Annotated in this window: 15 protein-coding genes; 10 read left to right on the forward strand and 5 right to left on the reverse strand. The window is 58.6% G+C overall.

Annotated elements, in window-relative coordinates; genetic code table 11:
• The first annotated feature begins 19 nt into the window (after positions 1 to 19).
• Both rpoH and FS819_RS11785 read left to right on the forward strand, forming a co-directional pair.
• Entirely contained in the window at positions 20 to 922 is a 903-nt protein-coding gene (gene rpoH, locus FS819_RS11780) for an RNA polymerase sigma factor RpoH (RefSeq protein ID WP_156546924.1), read from the forward strand.
• Between the two features lie 88 nt (positions 923 to 1,010).
• A complete protein-coding gene (locus tag FS819_RS11785) occupies positions 1,011 to 1,379 on the forward strand; it encodes a nuclear transport factor 2 family protein (protein WP_234624519.1) in 369 nt (122 codons plus the stop codon).
• 3 nt (positions 1,380 to 1,382) lie between these two features.
• Here the strand turns inward: FS819_RS11785 and FS819_RS11790 are convergent, their stop codons facing one another.
• Entirely contained in the window at positions 1,383 to 2,660 is a 1,278-nt protein-coding gene (locus tag FS819_RS11790) for an arsenic transporter (protein WP_156546927.1), read from the reverse strand.
• Between the two features lie 217 nt (positions 2,661 to 2,877).
• Between FS819_RS11790 and FS819_RS11795 the strand changes: the two genes are divergently transcribed.
• Positions 2,878 to 4,131, forward strand: coding sequence for an MFS transporter (locus FS819_RS11795; RefSeq protein ID WP_234624518.1), 1,254 nt, complete (start codon positions 2,878 to 2,880; stop codon positions 4,129 to 4,131).
• Positions 4,132 to 4,456: 325 nt separating this feature from the next.
• Here the strand turns inward: FS819_RS11795 and FS819_RS11800 are convergent, their stop codons facing one another.
• Positions 4,457 to 6,613 carry a hypothetical protein gene (locus FS819_RS11800; protein WP_156546929.1) on the reverse strand — a complete coding sequence of 719 codons (2,157 nt, stop codon included), beginning with the start codon at positions 6,611 to 6,613 and terminating at the stop codon, positions 4,457 to 4,459.
• A gap of 59 nt (positions 6,614 to 6,672) precedes the next feature.
• Positions 6,673 to 7,971 carry an adenylosuccinate synthase gene (locus tag FS819_RS11805; RefSeq protein ID WP_156546931.1) on the reverse strand — a complete coding sequence of 433 codons (1,299 nt, stop codon included), beginning with the start codon at positions 7,969 to 7,971 and terminating at the stop codon, positions 6,673 to 6,675.
• 377 nt (positions 7,972 to 8,348) lie between these two features.
• Here FS819_RS11805 and FS819_RS11810 point away from each other — a divergent pair, with 377 nt between their 5' ends.
• Positions 8,349 to 9,242 carry a DMT family transporter gene (locus tag FS819_RS11810; protein WP_156546933.1) on the forward strand — a complete coding sequence of 298 codons (894 nt, stop codon included), beginning with the start codon at positions 8,349 to 8,351 and terminating at the stop codon, positions 9,240 to 9,242.
• A 9-nt stretch (positions 9,243 to 9,251) separates the two neighbouring features.
• Here FS819_RS11810 and FS819_RS11815 read toward each other — a convergent pair whose 3' ends face one another.
• Positions 9,252 to 10,031, reverse strand: coding sequence for a metallophosphoesterase family protein (locus FS819_RS11815; RefSeq protein WP_087728957.1), 780 nt, complete (start codon positions 10,029 to 10,031; stop codon positions 9,252 to 9,254).
• Between the two features lie 303 nt (positions 10,032 to 10,334).
• On the opposite strand from FS819_RS11815, the gene FS819_RS11820 reads away from it, so the two are divergent.
• Positions 10,335 to 11,135, forward strand: coding sequence for a creatininase family protein (locus FS819_RS11820; protein ID WP_156546935.1), 801 nt, complete (start codon positions 10,335 to 10,337; stop codon positions 11,133 to 11,135).
• Here FS819_RS11820 and FS819_RS11825 read toward each other — a convergent pair.
• Positions 11,120 to 12,076 carry a LysR family transcriptional regulator gene (locus FS819_RS11825; protein ID WP_156546936.1) on the reverse strand — a complete coding sequence of 319 codons (957 nt, stop codon included), beginning with the start codon at positions 12,074 to 12,076 and terminating at the stop codon, positions 11,120 to 11,122. The two genes, FS819_RS11820 and FS819_RS11825, sit on opposite strands and share 16 nt — an antisense overlap.
• A 239-nt stretch (positions 12,077 to 12,315) precedes the next feature.
• Between FS819_RS11825 and FS819_RS11830 the strand changes: the two genes are divergently transcribed.
• The 5 genes from FS819_RS11830 (at position 12,316) to FS819_RS11850 (ending at position 18,020) form a co-directional block, all read left to right on the forward strand.
• Positions 12,316 to 13,335 (forward strand): ABC transporter substrate-binding protein, encoded by a 1,020-nt coding sequence (locus FS819_RS11830; protein ID WP_156546938.1) that lies wholly within the window; start codon positions 12,316 to 12,318, stop codon positions 13,333 to 13,335.
• Between the two features lie 232 nt (positions 13,336 to 13,567).
• Entirely contained in the window at positions 13,568 to 14,425 is an 858-nt protein-coding gene (locus FS819_RS11835) for an ABC transporter ATP-binding protein (protein WP_156546940.1), read from the forward strand.
• A 41-nt stretch (positions 14,426 to 14,466) separates the two neighbouring features.
• Positions 14,467 to 15,279: an ABC transporter permease gene (locus FS819_RS11840; RefSeq protein ID WP_234624533.1), complete on the forward strand. Its 813-nt coding sequence runs from the start codon at positions 14,467 to 14,469 to the stop codon at positions 15,277 to 15,279.
• Positions 15,279 to 16,610, forward strand: coding sequence for a cytosine deaminase (locus FS819_RS11845; RefSeq protein WP_156546943.1), 1,332 nt, complete (start codon positions 15,279 to 15,281; stop codon positions 16,608 to 16,610). Before FS819_RS11840 ends, FS819_RS11845 begins: the two co-directional genes overlap by 1 nt.
• Before the next feature lie 3 nt (positions 16,611 to 16,613).
• Complete coding sequence (locus tag FS819_RS11850) at positions 16,614 to 18,020, forward strand: FAD-binding oxidoreductase (RefSeq protein ID WP_156546945.1); 1,407 nt, start codon at positions 16,614 to 16,616, stop codon at positions 18,018 to 18,020.
• The last annotated feature ends 41 nt before the right edge of the window (positions 18,021 to 18,061 follow it).

The raw sequence follows: 18,061 nt of genomic DNA on the forward strand, positions 1-18,061 counted from the left end.
TGGATAAAGGGGGTGCTTTATGGCCCGCAATAGCTTGCCTTCGATTACTGCCGGTGAAGGCGGACTGAACCGTTACCTGGATGAGATCCGCAAGTTCCCGATGCTGGAACCCCAGGTGGAATATATGCTGGCCAAGCGCTATGCAGAGCATGGCGACCGCGATGCTGCGCACCGGCTTGTCACCAGCCATTTGCGCCTCGTGGCGAAGATTGCCATGGGCTATCGCGGCTACGGCCTGCCGATTGGCGAAGTCGTGTCTGAGGGCAATGTCGGCCTGATGCAGGCCGTGAAGAAATTCGATCCCGAACGCGGCTTCCGGCTTGCGACCTATGCGATGTGGTGGATCAAGGCCTCGATCCAGGAATATATCCTGCGCTCCTGGTCGCTGGTGAAGATGGGCACGACCGCCAATCAAAAGCGGCTGTTCTTCAACCTGCGCCGCCTGAAGGGCAAGATCCAGGCCATCGAAGAAGGCGACCTGAAGCCGCACCAGGTCACGGAAATCGCCACCAAGCTGAAGGTCAGCGAGGAGGAAGTGATTTCCATGAACCGTCGCCTGTCGGGCGATGCCTCGCTGAATGCGCCGATCCGCGCCAGCGAAGGCGAATCCGGCCAGTGGCAGGATTGGCTGGTGGACGATCATGACAGCCAGGAAGACACGCTGATCGAGCAGGACGAGCTGGAAACCCGGCGCAACATGCTGTCGCGCGCCATGGACGTTCTGAATGACCGCGAACGCCGGATCTTCGCCGCCCGCCGCCTGGCCGAAGAGCCGGTGACGCTGGAAGAACTGTCATCGGAGTTCGACATCAGCCGCGAACGTGTGCGCCAGATCGAAGTGCGCGCCTTTGAAAAGGTTCAGGATGCTGTCCAGAAGGACGCACTGGAACAGGCCAAGGCGTTGCGGGTCGTCGAGTCCTGACGTTCAGCCACGACAATCGCAATGTTTTACAGGCCTCGCAATAACCCTGCGAGGCTTCGTCCATTCCACATCGCGGGAGAATTGTGCCGTGACAAAGCAACAGTCCATTCTGGAACCGGTTGCAAAACAACTCGATGCCTATAACGCCAAGGATATCGACGGTTTCATGCAGCATTGGGCACCGGACTGCCGGATCTATGCCTTTCCCGATACTCTATTGGCGGATGGAGCGGCAGAGATCCGCAGCCGCCACATCGAGCGCTTCCGAGAGCCGGACCTGCATGGCAAGCTGATTGCCCGCCACATCACCGGCAATATGGTCACTGATATTGAATGCGTCACCCGCAATTTCCCAGAGGGCAAGGGCAAGATCGACGTGCTCTGCCTTTACGAGATTGAGCACGGAAAGATCGCCAGGGCGTGGTTCAAAATGGGCGAGAAGCGGTTTCTTGGCTGAAAGCTACCCGGCCACCACCACCAGCGCCAGCAGCGAGAGAACCAGCGCCGGGATCATCACGACAGCGCCGATTTTCAAAAATTCCAGCGCGCCCATATGCAGGCCTTCGCGCCTGAGCGCTGACAGCCAGAGAATGGTGGCAAGCGAACCGGTCACCGACAGATTGGGGCCAAGATCGACCCCGATCAGCATAGCACCGGAAACAGTGCTGCCGACATGGGCGCCCTGCACGGTGGCACCGGCCACCAGACCGGCTGGAAGATTGTTGACGAGGTTGGAGAGGAAGCCGACCAGCAGGCCTGCTCCCATGGCCGCTGCCTTGGCATCCGCTGCGGCAGCATCGGACAAATAACGGGCAAGCAGCACCGTCAGCCCGGTCTTGTCCAGCGCCTCGACCAGCACGAACAGGCCCGCCACCAGCGGCAACACGCTCCAGGACATGCCCTTCAGCGTCTCAGCCGGTCCCTGCCCGCTCAAGGCCAGCACCAGCACAGTGGTGAGTACACCGGCAATAAAGGTTGGCAGGCCAAGGTCCAAACCCAGCGCCGACGCCGCCATCAGCACGACAGCCGTCAGGATCAGTCCCCAGCCGGCCAGCTTGGCGCTGTGGGAGAGATGCGGTGTCTCAACCTGCTGATCCATCACCTCGGCGCGGATGGCGCGTCTCTGGCTCCAATAGAGCATGGCGAAGGTGACGACGATGGCCACCAGCGAAGGGAGCGCGAATGTGGCAAGCCATGTCGAGAGCGGCGGCATTTCCCCACCGCCGAAAATCACCAGATTGGCCGGATTGGAGATCGGCAGCACAAAGCTTGCCGCATTGGCGATGAAGGCGCAGATCAGCAGATAAGGCATCGGATTCTTGAGCTTGGCCGCCTTGGTGGCGGCAAAGACCGCAGGCGTCAGTACCACTGCCGTCGCGTCGTTGGAGAGAAAGGCCGTGACGAGAACGCCGACACCATACAGCAGCACGAACAGCCTGAGCGGCGAGCCCTTGGCCCTTTGCGTGGCCAGCGCCGCCAGCCAATCGAACAGACCTTCACGCCGCGCCAGTTCCGATAGAAGCATCATGCCGATCAGGAACAGATAGACATCATAGCCCTTGGCAATGCCTGCCCAGGCATCGTTGATGCCGATCAACCCCAAGCCGACTGCTCCCAGGCCCAGGAGCACGATGGCACCTAGCACAGCCCAGATCGCCTCCGGCCAGCCAAAGGGCCGGCTGATAACGCCCAGAACGGAGAGGGCGCAAACAGCCCAGGTCAGGTAAGTTGCGGTCATGAAACATCCGAAAAAGACGCGGCCGGAAGGAAGGCCAAGGAAAGGACTGGCAGGCAGACGCCGAGAACCGGCGTCAGATCAGATCTCCCATTTAGTCCAGGATACGCAAAGAGCAAGCGGCATGGAACAATTTTGCATTTGGCAAATTAACGAGGCGCCTGCCCATGCCTATTTGATGCTAAACCGCTGATTTTTCAACCTTTCCGAAAGCGCGCCCGTGATCGCACAGTCCAAGATTGTCTCCGCGAGCCGCCGCTCGCTCATTGCCCTTGCCATCCTCAACTTCTTCCTTGCTGATGCCCGTGACGGGCTTGGCCCGTTCCTCGATGGCTTTCTGGCAACCCATGGATGGTCGCCGATGACACTGGGTATCATCGCCACGATGGGCGGCGTGCTCGGCATGGTGGTCACGCCCCTGTTTGGCGCGGTTGTCGATGCAAGCCCCTATAAGCGGACCCTGATCATCCTGCCAGTCACACTCGTCACAGCCGCCGCACTGTGGACGCTGGCAAACCCCGACAATCTGGCGGTGTTCGGCGGACAATCGGCAACGGCCCTGGTGGGCGCGGTGATCGGCCCTGCCCTGATGGGGATGACGCTGGGACTGGTCGGCGAGAGAGCCTTCTCCAACCAGGTCTCCCGCAATGAAGTCTGGAACCACACCGGCAATGTGTTTTCACTGGTCTGTATTTTCGTCCTCACCAGCTATTTCGGCCAGAACGGCGTTGTCTGGCTGATGATCGCTTCGGCCCTTGCCACCATCGCAGCGGTCCTGACGATCCGGCCCCAGGAAATCGACCAGGATGTCGCCCGCGGGCTGAGTCATAAGGACAGATCGGCTGAGGCTGAGGACAACACTGCAGCCCAGCCCTCGGGTTATTCCATGCTGGTGCATAGTCGTGGGTTGATCGTGCTCGCCCTGATCCTGATGATCTTCCATTTCGGCAATGCGCCGATCAGCCGGTTGATCGCTCAGAATTTCTCCATCCAGCTCGACAGTCCTTTCAAGACTACCGCCATCACGACAGGCGTCTCGCAACTGGCGATGATCGTCGTCGCCTGCGCCGCCCCATGGATGATTGCCCGGTTTGGACTGCGGTCGGTGTTTTTTATCGCTTTGATGGCTCTGCCGATCCGGGGCATGATCGCCGGTAGTTTTTCCAGCTTTGCCGCCATCTACCCGGTACAGATCCTCGATGGCATCGGGGCTGGCCTGATCGGCATAGCCACACCGATTGCCGCGGAACGTATTTTGTCCGGCTCTGGCCGTTTTAACGTTGGCCTTGCCGCCGTCATGACCGTCCAGGGCATCGGCGCGTCATCCAGCAATGTCGTCGCTGGCTGGCTCACGCAGGAAGGCGGCTATTCGCTCGCCTATTTCGTCCATGGTGGCATTGCTGCCCTGGCGCTGCTGCTGTTCATCGTCAACCATAAGCAGGTCGCGCCGGAACTGCCGGAGCATAGGCGGTAAAGCATCAGACCGAAAAATGGGAACCGGTTTTCGGATGAATCCGATGCGTAAACAAAAACGTAGAGCATCGGTCCGATGCTCTCCTGCATAATTTTTTAAACCGGAATCGGTTTAAAGAGAAAATTATGCAGCAGATATAAAGAGCTACAGCGAACCTTTGTGCGCCATATATGGCGCACGGCGCTGTAGGGCGTCTGGACCACTTGAAGTTCATAAAACAAAATAGGGCATGTCAGTGTTTGCACGAAACGCTGACATGCCCTGGTTAAATCTCAGATCAGAAGCGGCTCGGCGCAAGGTCGAGTGCAGGGTGTTGCGACAGGGATCACCCGCCGCTGCGATTGTTTCCGAGTGCTGCCCATTCCTTGATGACGCTGTCGAAGATCGGCTTGCCAGCGGCGCCCTTGTCGAGGGTAATCAGCGCACGGCGACCGTTGCGATAGGTAACGGGAATGTCGATCCAGTCACGGCTGCGCAACAGATCGACATTGCGGGCCACCACTTCGGCAAAATCGTTGAAGGCAATCATGAACGTATCGTCGGTGATCTTGGCAGGCACCGCCACGATCGGATCGCCGCGATCCTGCTCGCTTGTCTTCATGGCAACGCGCTGAACGCTGTCTATGCCGCCGCCCTCAAAGTTCTGCGGCACCGAAAAGACGATTTCCATCAGGTGGCTGGCGGGAAGCGAGCTGTCGGTATTGCGCTTGAAGGTAATCAGCGCTGTCAGCCCCCGCTCAGGGATCGTCAGCTTGCCCTGGATTTCCGGTTCCGGCTTGCCGCTGTCGCCAGTCTCATGCCGGGCTTCCCAGACAATATAGCCCTGCACGGTGGTCGGCGTCGTCTGACCGAGACGTTCTTCGTAGAGATAGGCCTTCTGGCCATTTTCCGGCACGGTAAAGGGCGCACCCTGCACAGGCGTGGTGGTGGCTGGCGCACTGGCCGCACCGCCGGACACTGGCGCTGCCGGATTGGCCCCACCATTCTGCTGGGCCACCGAACGGCCCTCGCCGCTATTGGCGGCAGCGTTCGAGGCCCCCTCATCCACTTCCGTACCGTCAGGCATCAGCTTCTGGGTAAATTTCTGCCCCGCGGCCCCGGCATCGCCGGTTGACGCTGGAACGGTCGCCGGTTTTCCGGCATCCGCGCTGCCCGTCTGCGAAGACGGTGCGGACGCTGGCGAAGAACCCTTTGAAGCAAACAATCCTGTCACGGTCTGCTTCAAACCGGCAATGGCGCCCGGCAGATTGTCACGATGGGCATAGGCGTAGTAGCCACCGCCGCAGATCAACAGGATCAGCACGCCTGTGATGATGTAAGGCGCAGTCCGGCGGGATTTCTTGGTGCGCAGTCCAGCCTTCCTGTTGGCCTTTGCCAGCACGGCTGCCATCTCTTCAGAGGAATTGCTTCGGTCAGGCGCGGCGGCGCGCTGTTGCTTTTTAGCTGCCGCCGGTGGCACAGGCTGTGCCGCGACAAAATCATCGAACCAGGCAGGATCTTCGCCTGCCTTGCTCGCGGAAGCTCCGTTGCGAACGGCCTTTTCATCGTTTCCGGATGCCTGACCGGCAGGCGTGCCGAAGCTGGTATTCTGATGCTTGTCGCTCCAGTCCAGAAGATCCTTCGGATCTTCATGACCAGCTTGCGAGAAGGAGCCACCCTGCCCCGCAGGCTGCTTGTTGTCGCGCACGAAAGCGTCGAACGCGCCCAGCGCCTCGGCTTCATCGAACACCGGCTGGCGTGCCGGTGGAATAGCGGGGTAGACTGGGGGCTTTTCTGCTTCTTCCTGACGCGACTGAGACTGTGCTTCAAAGGAATGGACAGGTGCAAGCGGAGCTGGCGTCGGCTCCAGATGGCTTTCCAGCCATTCATCCATCGAATGCTTCTGTGGCGCCGAAGGCTTTACGGTTGCGGCGGGAACAGCGGGCGAAAAAGAAGCTGCGGGCTGGACAGGCTCTTCACTCTCCCAAATAGCAGGTGGAATGGCAGCAGCCGGAATACGCGCCGGTTCTGGCTTATAAGGCTCCGGCTCCGGTTCATACACTGGCTCTGGCGCTGGTTCCGGCTCATAGACAGGTGCTGGGGCAGGCTCAGGAACATAAGCCGGCTCATGAACAGGTTCAGGCTGGTGCACATATTCGGGCTCATGCGCCGGTTCGCCAACAGGCTCCGGTTCATGGTAAACGTGTTCCGGCTCAGGTTCATAGGCTGGCGCTGGGGCCGGTTCATAAACCGGGGCCGGTTCATAGGCCTCCTCTTCCACGGCAGGAAGAGCCTCGGCATAATCTGCCTCGACCTCGGCAATCGCGGCGTCAAGCTTGTCCAGCTGGCGGCGCAGCATGTCTTCCGACGGCTTGGGTGTCATATTGTCCAGCTGCCGCATCACTGCGCCACGAGCCTTCTCATACACCTTTACGCGCATTTCCGGGGTATTGTTCGACAGGCCATCAACGGCGCGCCGAATAACTGCTACGAAATCTGCCATCCGTACTTTCTCGTGATCACCGGCCCAGGCCGACAAGACAAATTAATTCAACTCTAACCTTAATCCTCAAATGGATCGGTCACAAGTATGGTGTCGTCGCGTTCCGGGCTGGTGGACAACAGCGCGACCGGCGCACCGATCAGCTCTTCCACCTGGCGGACATATTTGATCGCCTGGGCGGGAAGATCGGCCCATTTGCGCGCGCCGACGGTGGATTCCTTCCAGCCTTCCAGCGTCACGTAAATCGGCTCGACCCGCGCCTGGGCTGCCTGTGCCGCCGGTAGATGGTCGATTTCCACACCATCCAGCTTGTAGCCGACGCAGATCTTCAGCTCGTCCAATCCGTCGAGAACGTCGAGCTTGGTCAGGGCGATGCCGGTAATGCCGTTGGTGGCCACCGACTGGCGCACCAACGCCGCATCGAACCAGCCACAACGGCGTTTACGGCCGGTGACCGTGCCGAATTCATGACCTTTTTCCCCAAGAAACTGGCCGACCTCGTCCGTCAGCTCGGTCGGGAACGGGCCTTCGCCGACGCGGGTCGTATAGGCCTTGGTGATGCCAAGGATATAGCCAAGCGAGCCTGGCCCCATGCCGGAACCTGCCGCTGCCTGGCCGGCGACCGTGTTGGACGAGGTGACGAAGGGATAAGTGCCGTGATCGATATCGAGCAGCGAGCCTTGCGCGCCTTCAAACAGGATACGGGCGCCACGACGGCGCTCCTTGTCCAGCATCAACCAGACGGTTTCGCGGAAGGGGAGAACTTTGTCGGCCACCGACAGCAGCTCTTCCATGATCGTCGAATGTTCGACCTCGGGCGCACCAAAACCACGGCGAAGCGCATTGTGATGGGGCAGGATGCGGGCAACTTTCTCGGCCAGACCTTCAGGATCGGCCAGATCCATCACCCGGATGGCACGACGGCCGACCTTGTCTTCGTAGGCCGGGCCGATACCGCGCCGCGTGGTGCCGATCTTGGTGCCACTATTGGACGCTGCGTCTTCGCGCATGCCATCCAGTTCGCGGTGAAGCGACAGGATCAGCGTCGCATTGTCGGCAATGCGCAGATTATCAGGTGTTACGGTGACGCCCTGGGCGGCCAGCTTGGCGATTTCGGCGATCAGCGCATGCGGATCGACCACGACACCATTGCCGATCACCGCCATCTTGCCGGGGCGCACAACACCCGAGGGCAGCAACGATAATTTATAGGAAATGCCGTCGATGACCAGCGTATGACCGGCATTATGGCCACCCTGGAAGCGCACGACCACGTCAGCGCGCTCGGACAGCCAGTCCACGATCTTGCCTTTGCCTTCGTCACCCCATTGGGAGCCAACCACCACGACATTCGTCATTTCAAAATCCTGTCTTTACGCCTCAAGCGTACCTTCGCCTCGCGACAGCGCTGGCGGTTGATAAAGCCGTAAGCCGTCACACGTTCTGTCTGCTGCGCGCCGCCGTTTTCCCTGAAGCAGATCGTCCTGAACAGGTTTCCAGTCAAGGCAGCGCGTTTTCGCGCCTGCGCGTCCCCAAACCCGCGCATCTATACTGTGTTGTTTTGCGGAAAGCGACACGTTTATGCGCGTTAATCCGGCTTTTTGCATGGCAGAGACATATGACGGTGCAACACAATTTTACGATTGCATAATTCCTGAAATCGATTCCGGTTTCAGGAATTATGCAGTAGTCACAATGCATCGAAATTGGCGACGCGCAGAGGTTGAACGATCAGATGCAAATCAGAGCCTATGCCTATCTGGTGCTGACAACCTTGTTCTGGGGCGGCAATGCCGTGGCGGGTAAGCTGGCCGTTGGCCATATCAGCCCGATGATACTGAATCTTGGTCGCTGGTCGCTGGCCTTGACGCTGCTGCTGGCGGTTTCCTCCCGTCAGATCAAGGCGGATTGGCCGGTGGTGCGCCGTCATATCCCCCTGCTGCTGGCGCTCGGTGCAATCGGCTATACCGGCTTTAACGGCTTTCTCTATTCGGCGCTGAAATACACCTCTGCCGTCAATGGCGCCATCGAACAGGGTGGCATTCCCGTGCTGATCTTCCTGTTGAACTTCCTGCTCTTTCGAATCGCCGCCTCCGCCATCCAGATTGCCGGCTTCGTGATCAGCTTTATCGGCGTGGCGCTGACGGCAGGCCATGGCGACCTGATGGCGCTTTTGTCGCTACGGCTAAACTTCGGCGATACGCTGATGCTGCTGGCCGTGCTGTGCTATGCGATTTTCACCGTGGCGCTGCGCTGGAAGCCGGAACTGCACTGGAAGACACTGATGGCCGCTCTTGCCTTCGGCGCGGCGCTGGCCTCGCTGCCGCTGGTCGCCTGGGAAGCCAGCAATGGCAGCCTGATCGCGCCCGATGCCACCGGCTGGGCACTGATTCTGTTTTGCGGCCTGCTGCCATCCCTGGTGTCACAAACACTCTATATATCAGGGGTCAACATGATCGGTGCCAACCGGGCTGGCCTGTTCATCAATCTTGTGCCGGTGTTCGGCACCATCCTGTCGATCGCCGTGGTCGGTGAAAAGCTGGAAGGCTTTCACATGCTGGCGCTCAGCCTGGTGATTGGAGGCATCGCGCTGGCCGAATGGGGCAAACCGCAAACCACTGCCCGCTAAGGGCAAACTCTAGATCAGGCTCGTATGTCCATCGGCAATCCGCAAAACGGCGAGGCGTCCTGAGGCATAGGCACCGGTATCTATGCCGATCCGGTTCTTGCCGAAGGTGACCGCATCGGTCGGGGTATGTCCATGTACAACCGTATAGGGCAGCTCCGGGCCACGCCCCAGAAAGGGCTCCCGAATCCACATCAGATCTTCATCGGCCTGGGCTTCCAGCGCGACGCCCGGCTTCAGGCCTGCGTGCACGAACAGAAATTGCCCCACCTTGAGCATGACCGGCAGGGATTTCAGCCAGGCATAATGGCTTTCAGGAATGGCCCGTGCCAATTCCGAGGAGAGCCCCTTGAAACTGCCGGCCTGGTGCAAGGCGTGGTCGATGTCGATGCCATAGGAATAAAGCGTGGCCGCCGCGCCGAAATCCAGCCAGCGCCGTCCAGCCGAGGGATCGTCGAGAAAATGGCAGAATACATCGTCATGATTGCCGCACAGCGATACCCGCTCGAAACCGGGTGCCAGCGGTGCCATCAGGTGGTCGATCACCCGGCGCGAGGACGGCCCACGATCGACATAGTCACCCAGCATGACAATCAGCTTGGGACCATCGATACTGCCGGCATCGTGCAGGATACGGCATTCCGCTTCCAGCAACTCAGCATAGCAACCATGCACATCCCCCACCGCATAGATCGCGGAAAACGCCTTGGGATCGATATCCACACGACTACGCATGCCAGCCACACCGGTTTCCGATCCGACGTCGAGAAATTTACGCAACAACTTTATCATAATGGTTCCAGCTTCCCGCAACCGTTTTACGCCTGTCACAAGCGCTTCTCAACCACGCGCAGGGCTAATCGTGATAATTACCAACCATTAAGGTTAACATCGGTTCGAATCGCGCGCTTTTCAGCATCGCGGCGCGCGCAAATCGATGCTTTTCCGCGACATGAACAGAGCTTATCCCTAGGACTATGAGAGAAAAATGGATCCCAGCTTTCGTAAAAAGACGAGCGATTACAAAAAGATCGAAAGTTCTATCTGATCCAATATCAACTTTGATCGATTTTAGCCAATCAATGGGGAAGCATCATGACCAAGCCATTTTACTGGAATGAATTGAACACCTATGATTTCGCCAGCCTGTCACCTGGCAGCACCATCGCCGTTTTGCCGATTGCCTCCACCGAGCAGCATGGGCCACATCTGCCAATTGCAACCGATGTGGCGATTGCCAATGGCATGTTGACAGAGCTGAAGCGCCAGCGCCCGTATGACCTGGACTTCCTGGTTCTTCCCACTCAGGAAATCGGCAAGGCCAATGAACATGTTTATGGCCCCGGCACGCTCTCACTCAGCGCGGATCTGCTGATTGCGGCATGGACCGCCATCGGTGCCAAGGTGGCGGAAGCGGGCCTGCGCAAGCTGGTCATCGTCAATTCCCATGGTGGCAATGTCGATATCATGAGCATTGTCGGGCGCGAATTGCGCGTCCGCCACAAGATGGCAGTGGTGTCCACCCAATGGAGCCGGTTCGGTAACCCCGATGGCATGATTTCCGATCATGAAAACCGCTATGGCATTCATGGCGGCGAAGTGGAAACCTCGCTGATGCTGCATTTCCGCCCCGAACTGGTGCGGATGGACAAGGCCGAAAACTTCGTCTCCAAGGCGGAATGGATGAAGGAACGCTCGGATTTTCTCCAGCCCTTACCCCCCCACTCGCTGGCCTGGATCGCCCATGACCTCAATCCGGCTGGCGTGGTCGGCGATGCCTCGAAAGGGACAGCGGAAAAGGGTGAAGCGATCTGCCGTCATCAGGTTTCCGGCTTCATCCAGCTGTTGCGTGACGTCAGGGACTATCCGCTGTCGGCGCTTTACTCCCCGGAATAAGAACGGTCCGCGGCAAGATATCCCCTGCCCTGCAATTCCATCACCAGGGCCTGGATTTCCTGAACCAGATATTCAACGAACAGGCTAGTCGCCGCATCGAGCGGCGCCCGCGCCCGGGCAAACAGTTTCATCGGCTGATGGCGGCAATGCGGCTCGGCCAGCGGTCGAAACACCAGTTCGCCCTTGCGGCATTCGACAATCACATCCAGGGGGTTGAGCAGGGTCAGCGCCGTGCCGCATTTGACCAATTGCTTCAGCAATTCGGAGGCATTGGTTTCCAGCAGCGGCTCGACCGGCAGCGGCAGATTGGCAAGCGCCAGATTGATGACATTGCGCAGGCTGGTGCCAGGCTCAGCCAGCACCAGTTTTTCCTGCACCACATCGACCAGATTGATCGGGCCTTTTTCACGCGCCAGCCGATGACCGGGCGGTAAAACCGCGCCGACAGGGATATCAAAATTGGCGATGGTGCGAATACCTGGCGTTGCCGGGATGTTGAAGCCCAGCCCGATATCCACTTCGCCCGTCAGCACCGGATTGAGGGTGGTGGAGCCGCTGTCATTGCGCAAATGCACCTTGATGCGCGGATGCGCGTCCAGAAACCGGGCAATGATTTCCGGCAGGGGACCGGCGGCCAGCCCCACCGTGGCGACCAGCGATACCTTTCCCACCTGCGGCATTTTCAGGCTGCGGATACGGGCTTCCAGACGTTCATAGCCCTTCAGAACTTCACGGATGTGCTCGACACACAGTTCCCCCGCCGCCGTCAGTCGCAAGCCGCGCGGCAGACGCTCGAACAGGGGAACACCCAGCTCATCTTCCAGTGCCAGAATCTGCCGGTTGACAGCGGAAGATGCAACGTTAAGTCTAGCGGCGGCTTTACGAATTGAACCGCAACGGGCAATCTCGTCTATATAAAGCAGCTTACGGGAGTGAAGCATGGCGTAACACACCAGTCCATTTTTTAGGCAGATTGAACATTTCACATACAGAGCGAGCAAGCGATGCCATTAAGGCATCGAAGCGGACGAAATTTGATGCTTTTCAAGCCGCAAGGCAACCGCTCAAATGCATAAAACGCGGCGGGCCATTTCAGTGGAGCCATTTTGAGCGGAGCCATTTCAGCGGCATGGGACATCGGGCGGCAGCACGCGATCCGAGGGATCAGGGGAAAACACACATGACGAAAACCATACTGCACAAGACAATTGTCAACACTTTGGCCGCGACCGCACTGGCCCTTGGCCTTGGCAGCCCGGCCATGGCGCTGGACGAGGTCAGCTACGGCACCAATTGGCTGGCCCAGGCCGAGCATGGCGGCTTTTACCAGGCCGTGGCCGATGGCACCTATGAAAAATACGGTTTGAAGGTGAAGATCGTCCAGGGTGGCCCGAATGCGGCAAACCAGGCATTGCTGATCGCCGGCAAGGTCGATTTCTACATGGGCAGCCCGCTTCAACAATTGGATGCCATCAAGCAGGGCATTCCGTTGATCGACGTCGCGGCCATGTTCCAGAAGGACCCGCAGGTGCTGATTGCCCATCCTGACCAGGGGATCGAGAAATTTGGCGATCTCGCCAAGCTCGACACGATCTTCATGGGCAAGGAAGGCTACACCACCTATTTCGAGTGGATGAAGAAGAACTATCCGGGCTTCAAGGACGAGCAATACAAGCCCTATACGTTCAACCCGGCACCGTTCCTCGCCAACAAGAAATCCGCCCAGCAAGGCTATATCACGTCTGAGCCTTACGAGATCGAAAAGCAGGGCGGCTTCAAGCCGAAACTGTTCCTGCTGGCCGACAATGGCTACACGCCCTATGCGACGATGATTACCACCACCCAGACCATGGTCGATAAGAAGCCTGATGTGGTGCAGCGCTTTATCGATGCCTCCTCCGAGGGCTGGTACAAATATCTCTACGGTGACAACAAAGCGGCCAATGAACTGATCAAAAAGGATAATCCTGAGATCACCGATAGCCAGATCGCCTTTTCCATCGAGAAAATGAAGGAATATGGCATCGTCGATTCCGGCCCGACCCTGGAAAAGGGCATCGGCTGCATGACCGATGAGCATTACAAGAAATTCTTCGATACCATGGTTCAGATCGGCGTTGTCGATGCCAAGCTGGATTACAACAAGGCCTACACAACCAAGTTCGTCTGCAAGGGCGTTGGCCTTAACCTGAAAAAGTAAAGCTGAAGAAGCAAAGACAGGGCGGCGCACCGGATAGAGGCGCCGCCACAGCGTGTGGATAAGGAGGACAGATCCTTCGTCCTTATCCGTGTTTGTCAGGCTCAAATCGAGCCAGACAGACACTCTGTTCTCTTGTTTGCGTTTGTCTTTTCGGGAAAATCGGGTTTCTCTTTTTCCAAGGCAAACTCTTTCCCCCAAGACAAACTTTAGGCCCTTAACGACAGGCCCCGGAATGACCCCGACTGAACCACTGCAAAAGCCTCGCACTGAAAACCGCCAGCGCGCCCTTGTCATGCTAACAGGCGTGTCCAAAGTGTTTTCCAGCGGCACGGTGGCGCTGTCCAACATGTCACTCACCGTCGACGCGGGTGAATTCGTCAGCCTGCTTGGCCCCTCCGGCTGCGGCAAATCGACGGCGCTGCGGATTATTGCCGGTCTCGGCGGCATCTCCAGCGGCACGGTCGACTGGCCCAGTTCCCGCATCAATGCCAAGGGCCTGCCGGAAGGCGATATCAGCTTCGTCTTCCAGGAACCGACCCTGCTGCCCTGGCAGACGGTGTTCGGCAATGTCTATCTGCCACTGCGTCTGCAAGGGATTTCCAAGGCAGCTGCAACCTCGACCGTTCTCGAAACCCTTGACACGGTGGGACTGAAGGATTTCGCGGATGCCTATCCGCGCCAGCTTTCCGGCGGCATGAAAATGCGGGTGTCGATTGCCCGCGCCCTGGTGACCAAGCCGAAACTGCTGCTGATGGACGAGCCGTTTGCTGCCCTTGACGAAATCACCCGGCAAAAACTGAACGACGACGTGCTGCGGCTGTGGCGCGAGACCGGCATTACCGTGATCTTCGTGACTCATTCGGTGTTCGAGGCCGCTTATCTCTCCAATCGCATCGTGGTGATGAAGGCAAGGCCCGGCCGGGTGCATGCGGATTTCACCATTGCCACCAGCCTGGAACGCGACGCCCATTACCGAACCTCGGAAGAATACCGGCAGGTCTGCGAAAAGGCCTCGAATGTCCTATTGGAAGCCATCGGCTTTCCTCTCGACGGCGGCCCATCCAAGGCGGGATTGGAGCATCACGGATGACCCCGGAGATTGAAACACCAGCCGACGCTGAAAGCCTGGCCATGCCAAAACAAGGCGTGTTTGCCCGCCATGGAGAAACCACTCTCCGGGTAATAATCCCCCTTGCCGTCGTGGCCATACTGATCCTGATCTGGCATGTCAGCGTCATTCTGTCCGAAGTACCCCAATATATCCTGCCCGGACCCTTGGTGGTCGCCAAAGCGCTCTATACGGATTGGGGCATTCTGGGACCGGCGCTCTGGGTGACGACGAAGATCACTCTGATGGCGCTGGTTCTGGCACTGGTCGGTGGTGTCGGCATTGCGGTATTTCTCGTCCAGTCGAAATGGATTGAAACGGCTTTCTACCCAATTGCGGTCATCCTTCAGGTCACGCCTGTCGTCGCCATCTCGCCGCTGATCCTGATCTATGCACCGTCAACGCAGGTGGCGCTGCTGATCTGCGCCTTTCTGGTTGCCTTTTTCCCGATCCTCTCCAACATGGTGCAGGGCTTGAAAAGCGTCGATCATAATCTCCTCAACCTGTTCGATCTCTACGGCGCCTCGCGGCTGCAAACCCTGCTTTATCTGAAGCTGCCCGCCTCGCTGCCCTATTTCATGACCGGTCTGAAGATCGGTGGCGGATTGGCGCTGATTGCCGCCGTGGTGGCGGAGTTTGCGGCGGGTTCGGCCGGTGCGGGCTCCGGACTTGCCTTCCGGCTGCTGGAATCGCAATTCCGACTGAACATTCCCCGGCTGTTTGCCGCCCTGTTCCTGTTGTCCTGTCTCGGCGTGGTGATTTTCGCCATCACCTCCTTCATCTCATGGTTGGCGCTGCATCGCTGGCATGAAAGCAGCATCAAGCGAGAAAACTGATGACCAGATTGTTTGCCGACATTCCGCAAACCGGGCGGTTTGCCCTGACGCGCGCCACCCTACCCGTTGAAGCGGTGGATGACGTTCCCGCTGGACCGGTCCGCGAAGGGCTGGTCAGCGCCGATCTGATTATTAACCACGGCAAGGTCGAAGCCATTATTAAGGCCGGCACCGCATCTGATGACAAGACCGGCGCGGACCAGCCGATCATCGATCTGCGCGACGCCATGGTCTGGCCGACCTTTACCGACATGCATACCCATCTCGACAAGGGCCATATCTGGCCACGTCAGCCCAATCCAACAGGTGATTTCATCGGCGCATTGAGCGCCGTGAAGGACGACCGCGAGGCAAATTGGTCGGCGGACGATGTGCGGGCGCGGATGGAATTTTCGCTGCGCTGCGCCTATGCGCATGGCACCAGCCTGATCCGTACCCATCTTGACAGCAGCGCCCCCCAGCACCGGATTTCCTTTGAGGTGTTTTCGCAGATACGCAAGGAGTGGGCGGGGCGGATCGACCTTCAGGCGGTCGCCCTTTTCCCCTTCGACGACATCACCGATCAGGCGTTTTTTAGGGATCTGCTGGAGGTGCTTGTTGCGCACAAGGGCATTCTCGGCGGCGTCACTCAGGTCTCGCCGGATCTGGACCACCGGCTGGACCTGTTGTTTCGCGCCGCGAGCGATCACGGCCTCGACATTGACCTGCATGTCGATGAGACGCAGGACGCTTCCGTGCTGACCTTGAAATCCATTGCCGAAGCCAAGCTGCGCAATGGTTTTCAAGGTTCGGTGGTGGTTGGTCATTGCTGTTCGCTGACCCAGCAGAGCAACGATATCGCCAAGGCCACCATCGACAAGGTTGCGGAAGCCGGGCTTGCCGTCGTGTCACTGCCGATGTGCAACATGTATTTGCAGGACCGGCATGCTGGCCGCACACCCCGCCAACGCGGCGTCACCCTGTTTCATGAACTGGCGGCGGCAGGTGTTCAGACGGCAGTTTCCTCCGACAATACACGCGATCCGTTCTACGCCTATGGCGATCTCGATTGTGTGGAAGTGCTGCGCGAAGCGGTCAGGATCATCCATCTCGATCACCCGCTGGACAGCACGGCCCGGATTGTCACCCGCAGCCCCGCCGATATTCTTGGTCGCCCCGACCATGGCCGCATCAAGGTCGGTGCCAAGGCGGATCTGGTGATGTTTTCGGCGAGAACCTGGAGCGAGCTTTTATCGCGTCCGCAGGCTGACCGCATCGTTTTGCGCTCCGGTCAGGCTATCGACGCGCAGGTGCCTGACTACCGCGACCTTGACCATGTGATGGAAGATTGAACAATGCCCGATTACGCAAAAATCAAAGCTGAACTGGCCGGGATCGCCGTCGAGGACAATCCGGCGCTGGTCAAGCAGAAGTCCCGGGATTTCTACTGGTACTCGCCAATCCTGAAGGCCGAGCTGGACCATGTCACGGCGGACCTCGTGGTTTCTCCGGTCAGCGAAGAAGAGGTGATCCGCACGCTGAGAGTGGCCTATGCCCATGGCGTGCCGGTGACACCACGCGGCGCAGGTACTGGCAATTATGGTCAGGCCATGCCGCTCTCCGGCGGCATCGTGCTGAACCTGATCAACATGAACAAGGTGAAAGAGATTCACCCAGGCCGGGTGATCTGCGAACCGGGCATCGTTATCGCCGAACTGGATCGCCAGACACGCGCCCATTCCGATCAGGAACTGCGTTTCCACCCCTCAACTGCCCAGACTGCTTCCATCGGCGGCTTTGTCGCTGGCGGCTCGGGCGGAGTCGGCTCGATCACCTGGGGTGGCCTGCGCGATCTCGGCAATATCCTGAAACTGCGGGTCGTCACCATGGAGGCGGAACCACGCGTACTGGAACTATCCGCCTGGGATTTGCAAAAAGTCAGCCACGCCTATGGCACCAATGGCATCATCACCGAAGTGGAAATGCCGCTGGCCCCTGCCTATGACTGGGTGGACGTCATCGTCGGCTATGACGACTACATGGACGCCGTTCGCTTTGCCGATGCGCTCAGCCACCGCAACGGTATTCTGTTGAAGGAAGTGGCACCCATCGCCGCTCCCGTACCTTACGACTATTTCACCCGTCACAAGCCCTGGCTGAAGGAAGGCCAATCGGTGGTCGTGCTGATGGTCGCCCCGCATTCCATGGGACCGTTTCTTGCCTATGCCGAGAAAATGAAGGCCGACCTACGCTTCCGCTCCGACACCGTGGAGAGCATGAAGGGCATTCCCCATGCCTATGAACTGGCCTGGAACCATACGACGCTGCGTGCGCTGAAGGTCGATCCTTCGATCACCTATCTGCAAGTGCAATATCCAGGGCCGGATCATGTCGAAAAGGTCGGGAAGATGACCGAAATTTTTGGTGATGAGGTGATCGGCCACCTGGAATTCATGCGCTTTGATGGCGCCATCCAATGCTCCGGCCTGCCGCTGGTGCGCTACACCACCAAGGAGCGGCTGGAGGAGATCATCCGCATCCACGAAGACAACGGCTGCCCGATCTTCAACCCGCATCGCTATACGCTGGAAGAAGGCGGCATGAAGCAGACCGATACGGTGCAACTGGCCTTCAAACAGGAAACCGACCCCAAGGGCCTGCTCAATCCCGGCAAGATGATCGCCTGGGAAAATCCCGATTTCGACTTTTCCGCCGGGCGCAACTATCTGTTTCCCGGATTACAATCGATGGGAGACGATTGAAATCCTTGCACTTTCAACCGGAGATGATTTAGAACGCAACG

The organism is Allorhizobium sp. Av2 (genome assembly GCF_021462805.2).
GTDB classification, from domain to species: domain Bacteria; phylum Pseudomonadota; class Alphaproteobacteria; order Rhizobiales; family Rhizobiaceae; genus Allorhizobium; species Allorhizobium vitis_G.

Bases quoted from the DNA above. Each gene is read 5' to 3' on its own strand.
- FS819_RS11815 (WP_087728957.1), bottom strand. From the start codon at position 10,031: ATGATAAAGTTGTTGCGTAAATTTCTCGACGTCGGATCGGAAACCGGT.
- rpoH (WP_156546924.1), top strand. From the start codon at position 20: ATGGCCCGCAATAGCTTGCCTTCGATTACTGCCGGTGAAGGCGGACTG.
- FS819_RS11805 (WP_156546931.1), bottom strand. From the start codon at position 7,971: ATGACGAATGTCGTGGTGGTTGGCTCCCAATGGGGTGACGAAGGCAAA.
- FS819_RS11850 (WP_156546945.1), top strand. From the start codon at position 16,614: ATGCCCGATTACGCAAAAATCAAAGCTGAACTGGCCGGGATCGCCGTC.
- FS819_RS11790 (WP_156546927.1), bottom strand. From the start codon at position 2,660: ATGACCGCAACTTACCTGACCTGGGCTGTTTGCGCCCTCTCCGTTCTG.
- FS819_RS11825 (WP_156546936.1), bottom strand. From the start codon at position 12,076: ATGCTTCACTCCCGTAAGCTGCTTTATATAGACGAGATTGCCCGTTGC.
- FS819_RS11840 (WP_234624533.1), top strand. From the start codon at position 14,467: ATGCCAAAACAAGGCGTGTTTGCCCGCCATGGAGAAACCACTCTCCGG.
- FS819_RS11820 (WP_156546935.1), top strand. From the start codon at position 10,335: ATGACCAAGCCATTTTACTGGAATGAATTGAACACCTATGATTTCGCC.
- FS819_RS11845 (WP_156546943.1), top strand. From the start codon at position 15,279: ATGACCAGATTGTTTGCCGACATTCCGCAAACCGGGCGGTTTGCCCTG.
- FS819_RS11810 (WP_156546933.1), top strand. From the start codon at position 8,349: ATGCAAATCAGAGCCTATGCCTATCTGGTGCTGACAACCTTGTTCTGG.
- FS819_RS11800 (WP_156546929.1), bottom strand. From the start codon at position 6,613: ATGGCAGATTTCGTAGCAGTTATTCGGCGCGCCGTTGATGGCCTGTCG.
- FS819_RS11830 (WP_156546938.1), top strand. From the start codon at position 12,316: ATGACGAAAACCATACTGCACAAGACAATTGTCAACACTTTGGCCGCG.
- FS819_RS11835 (WP_156546940.1), top strand. From the start codon at position 13,568: ATGACCCCGACTGAACCACTGCAAAAGCCTCGCACTGAAAACCGCCAG.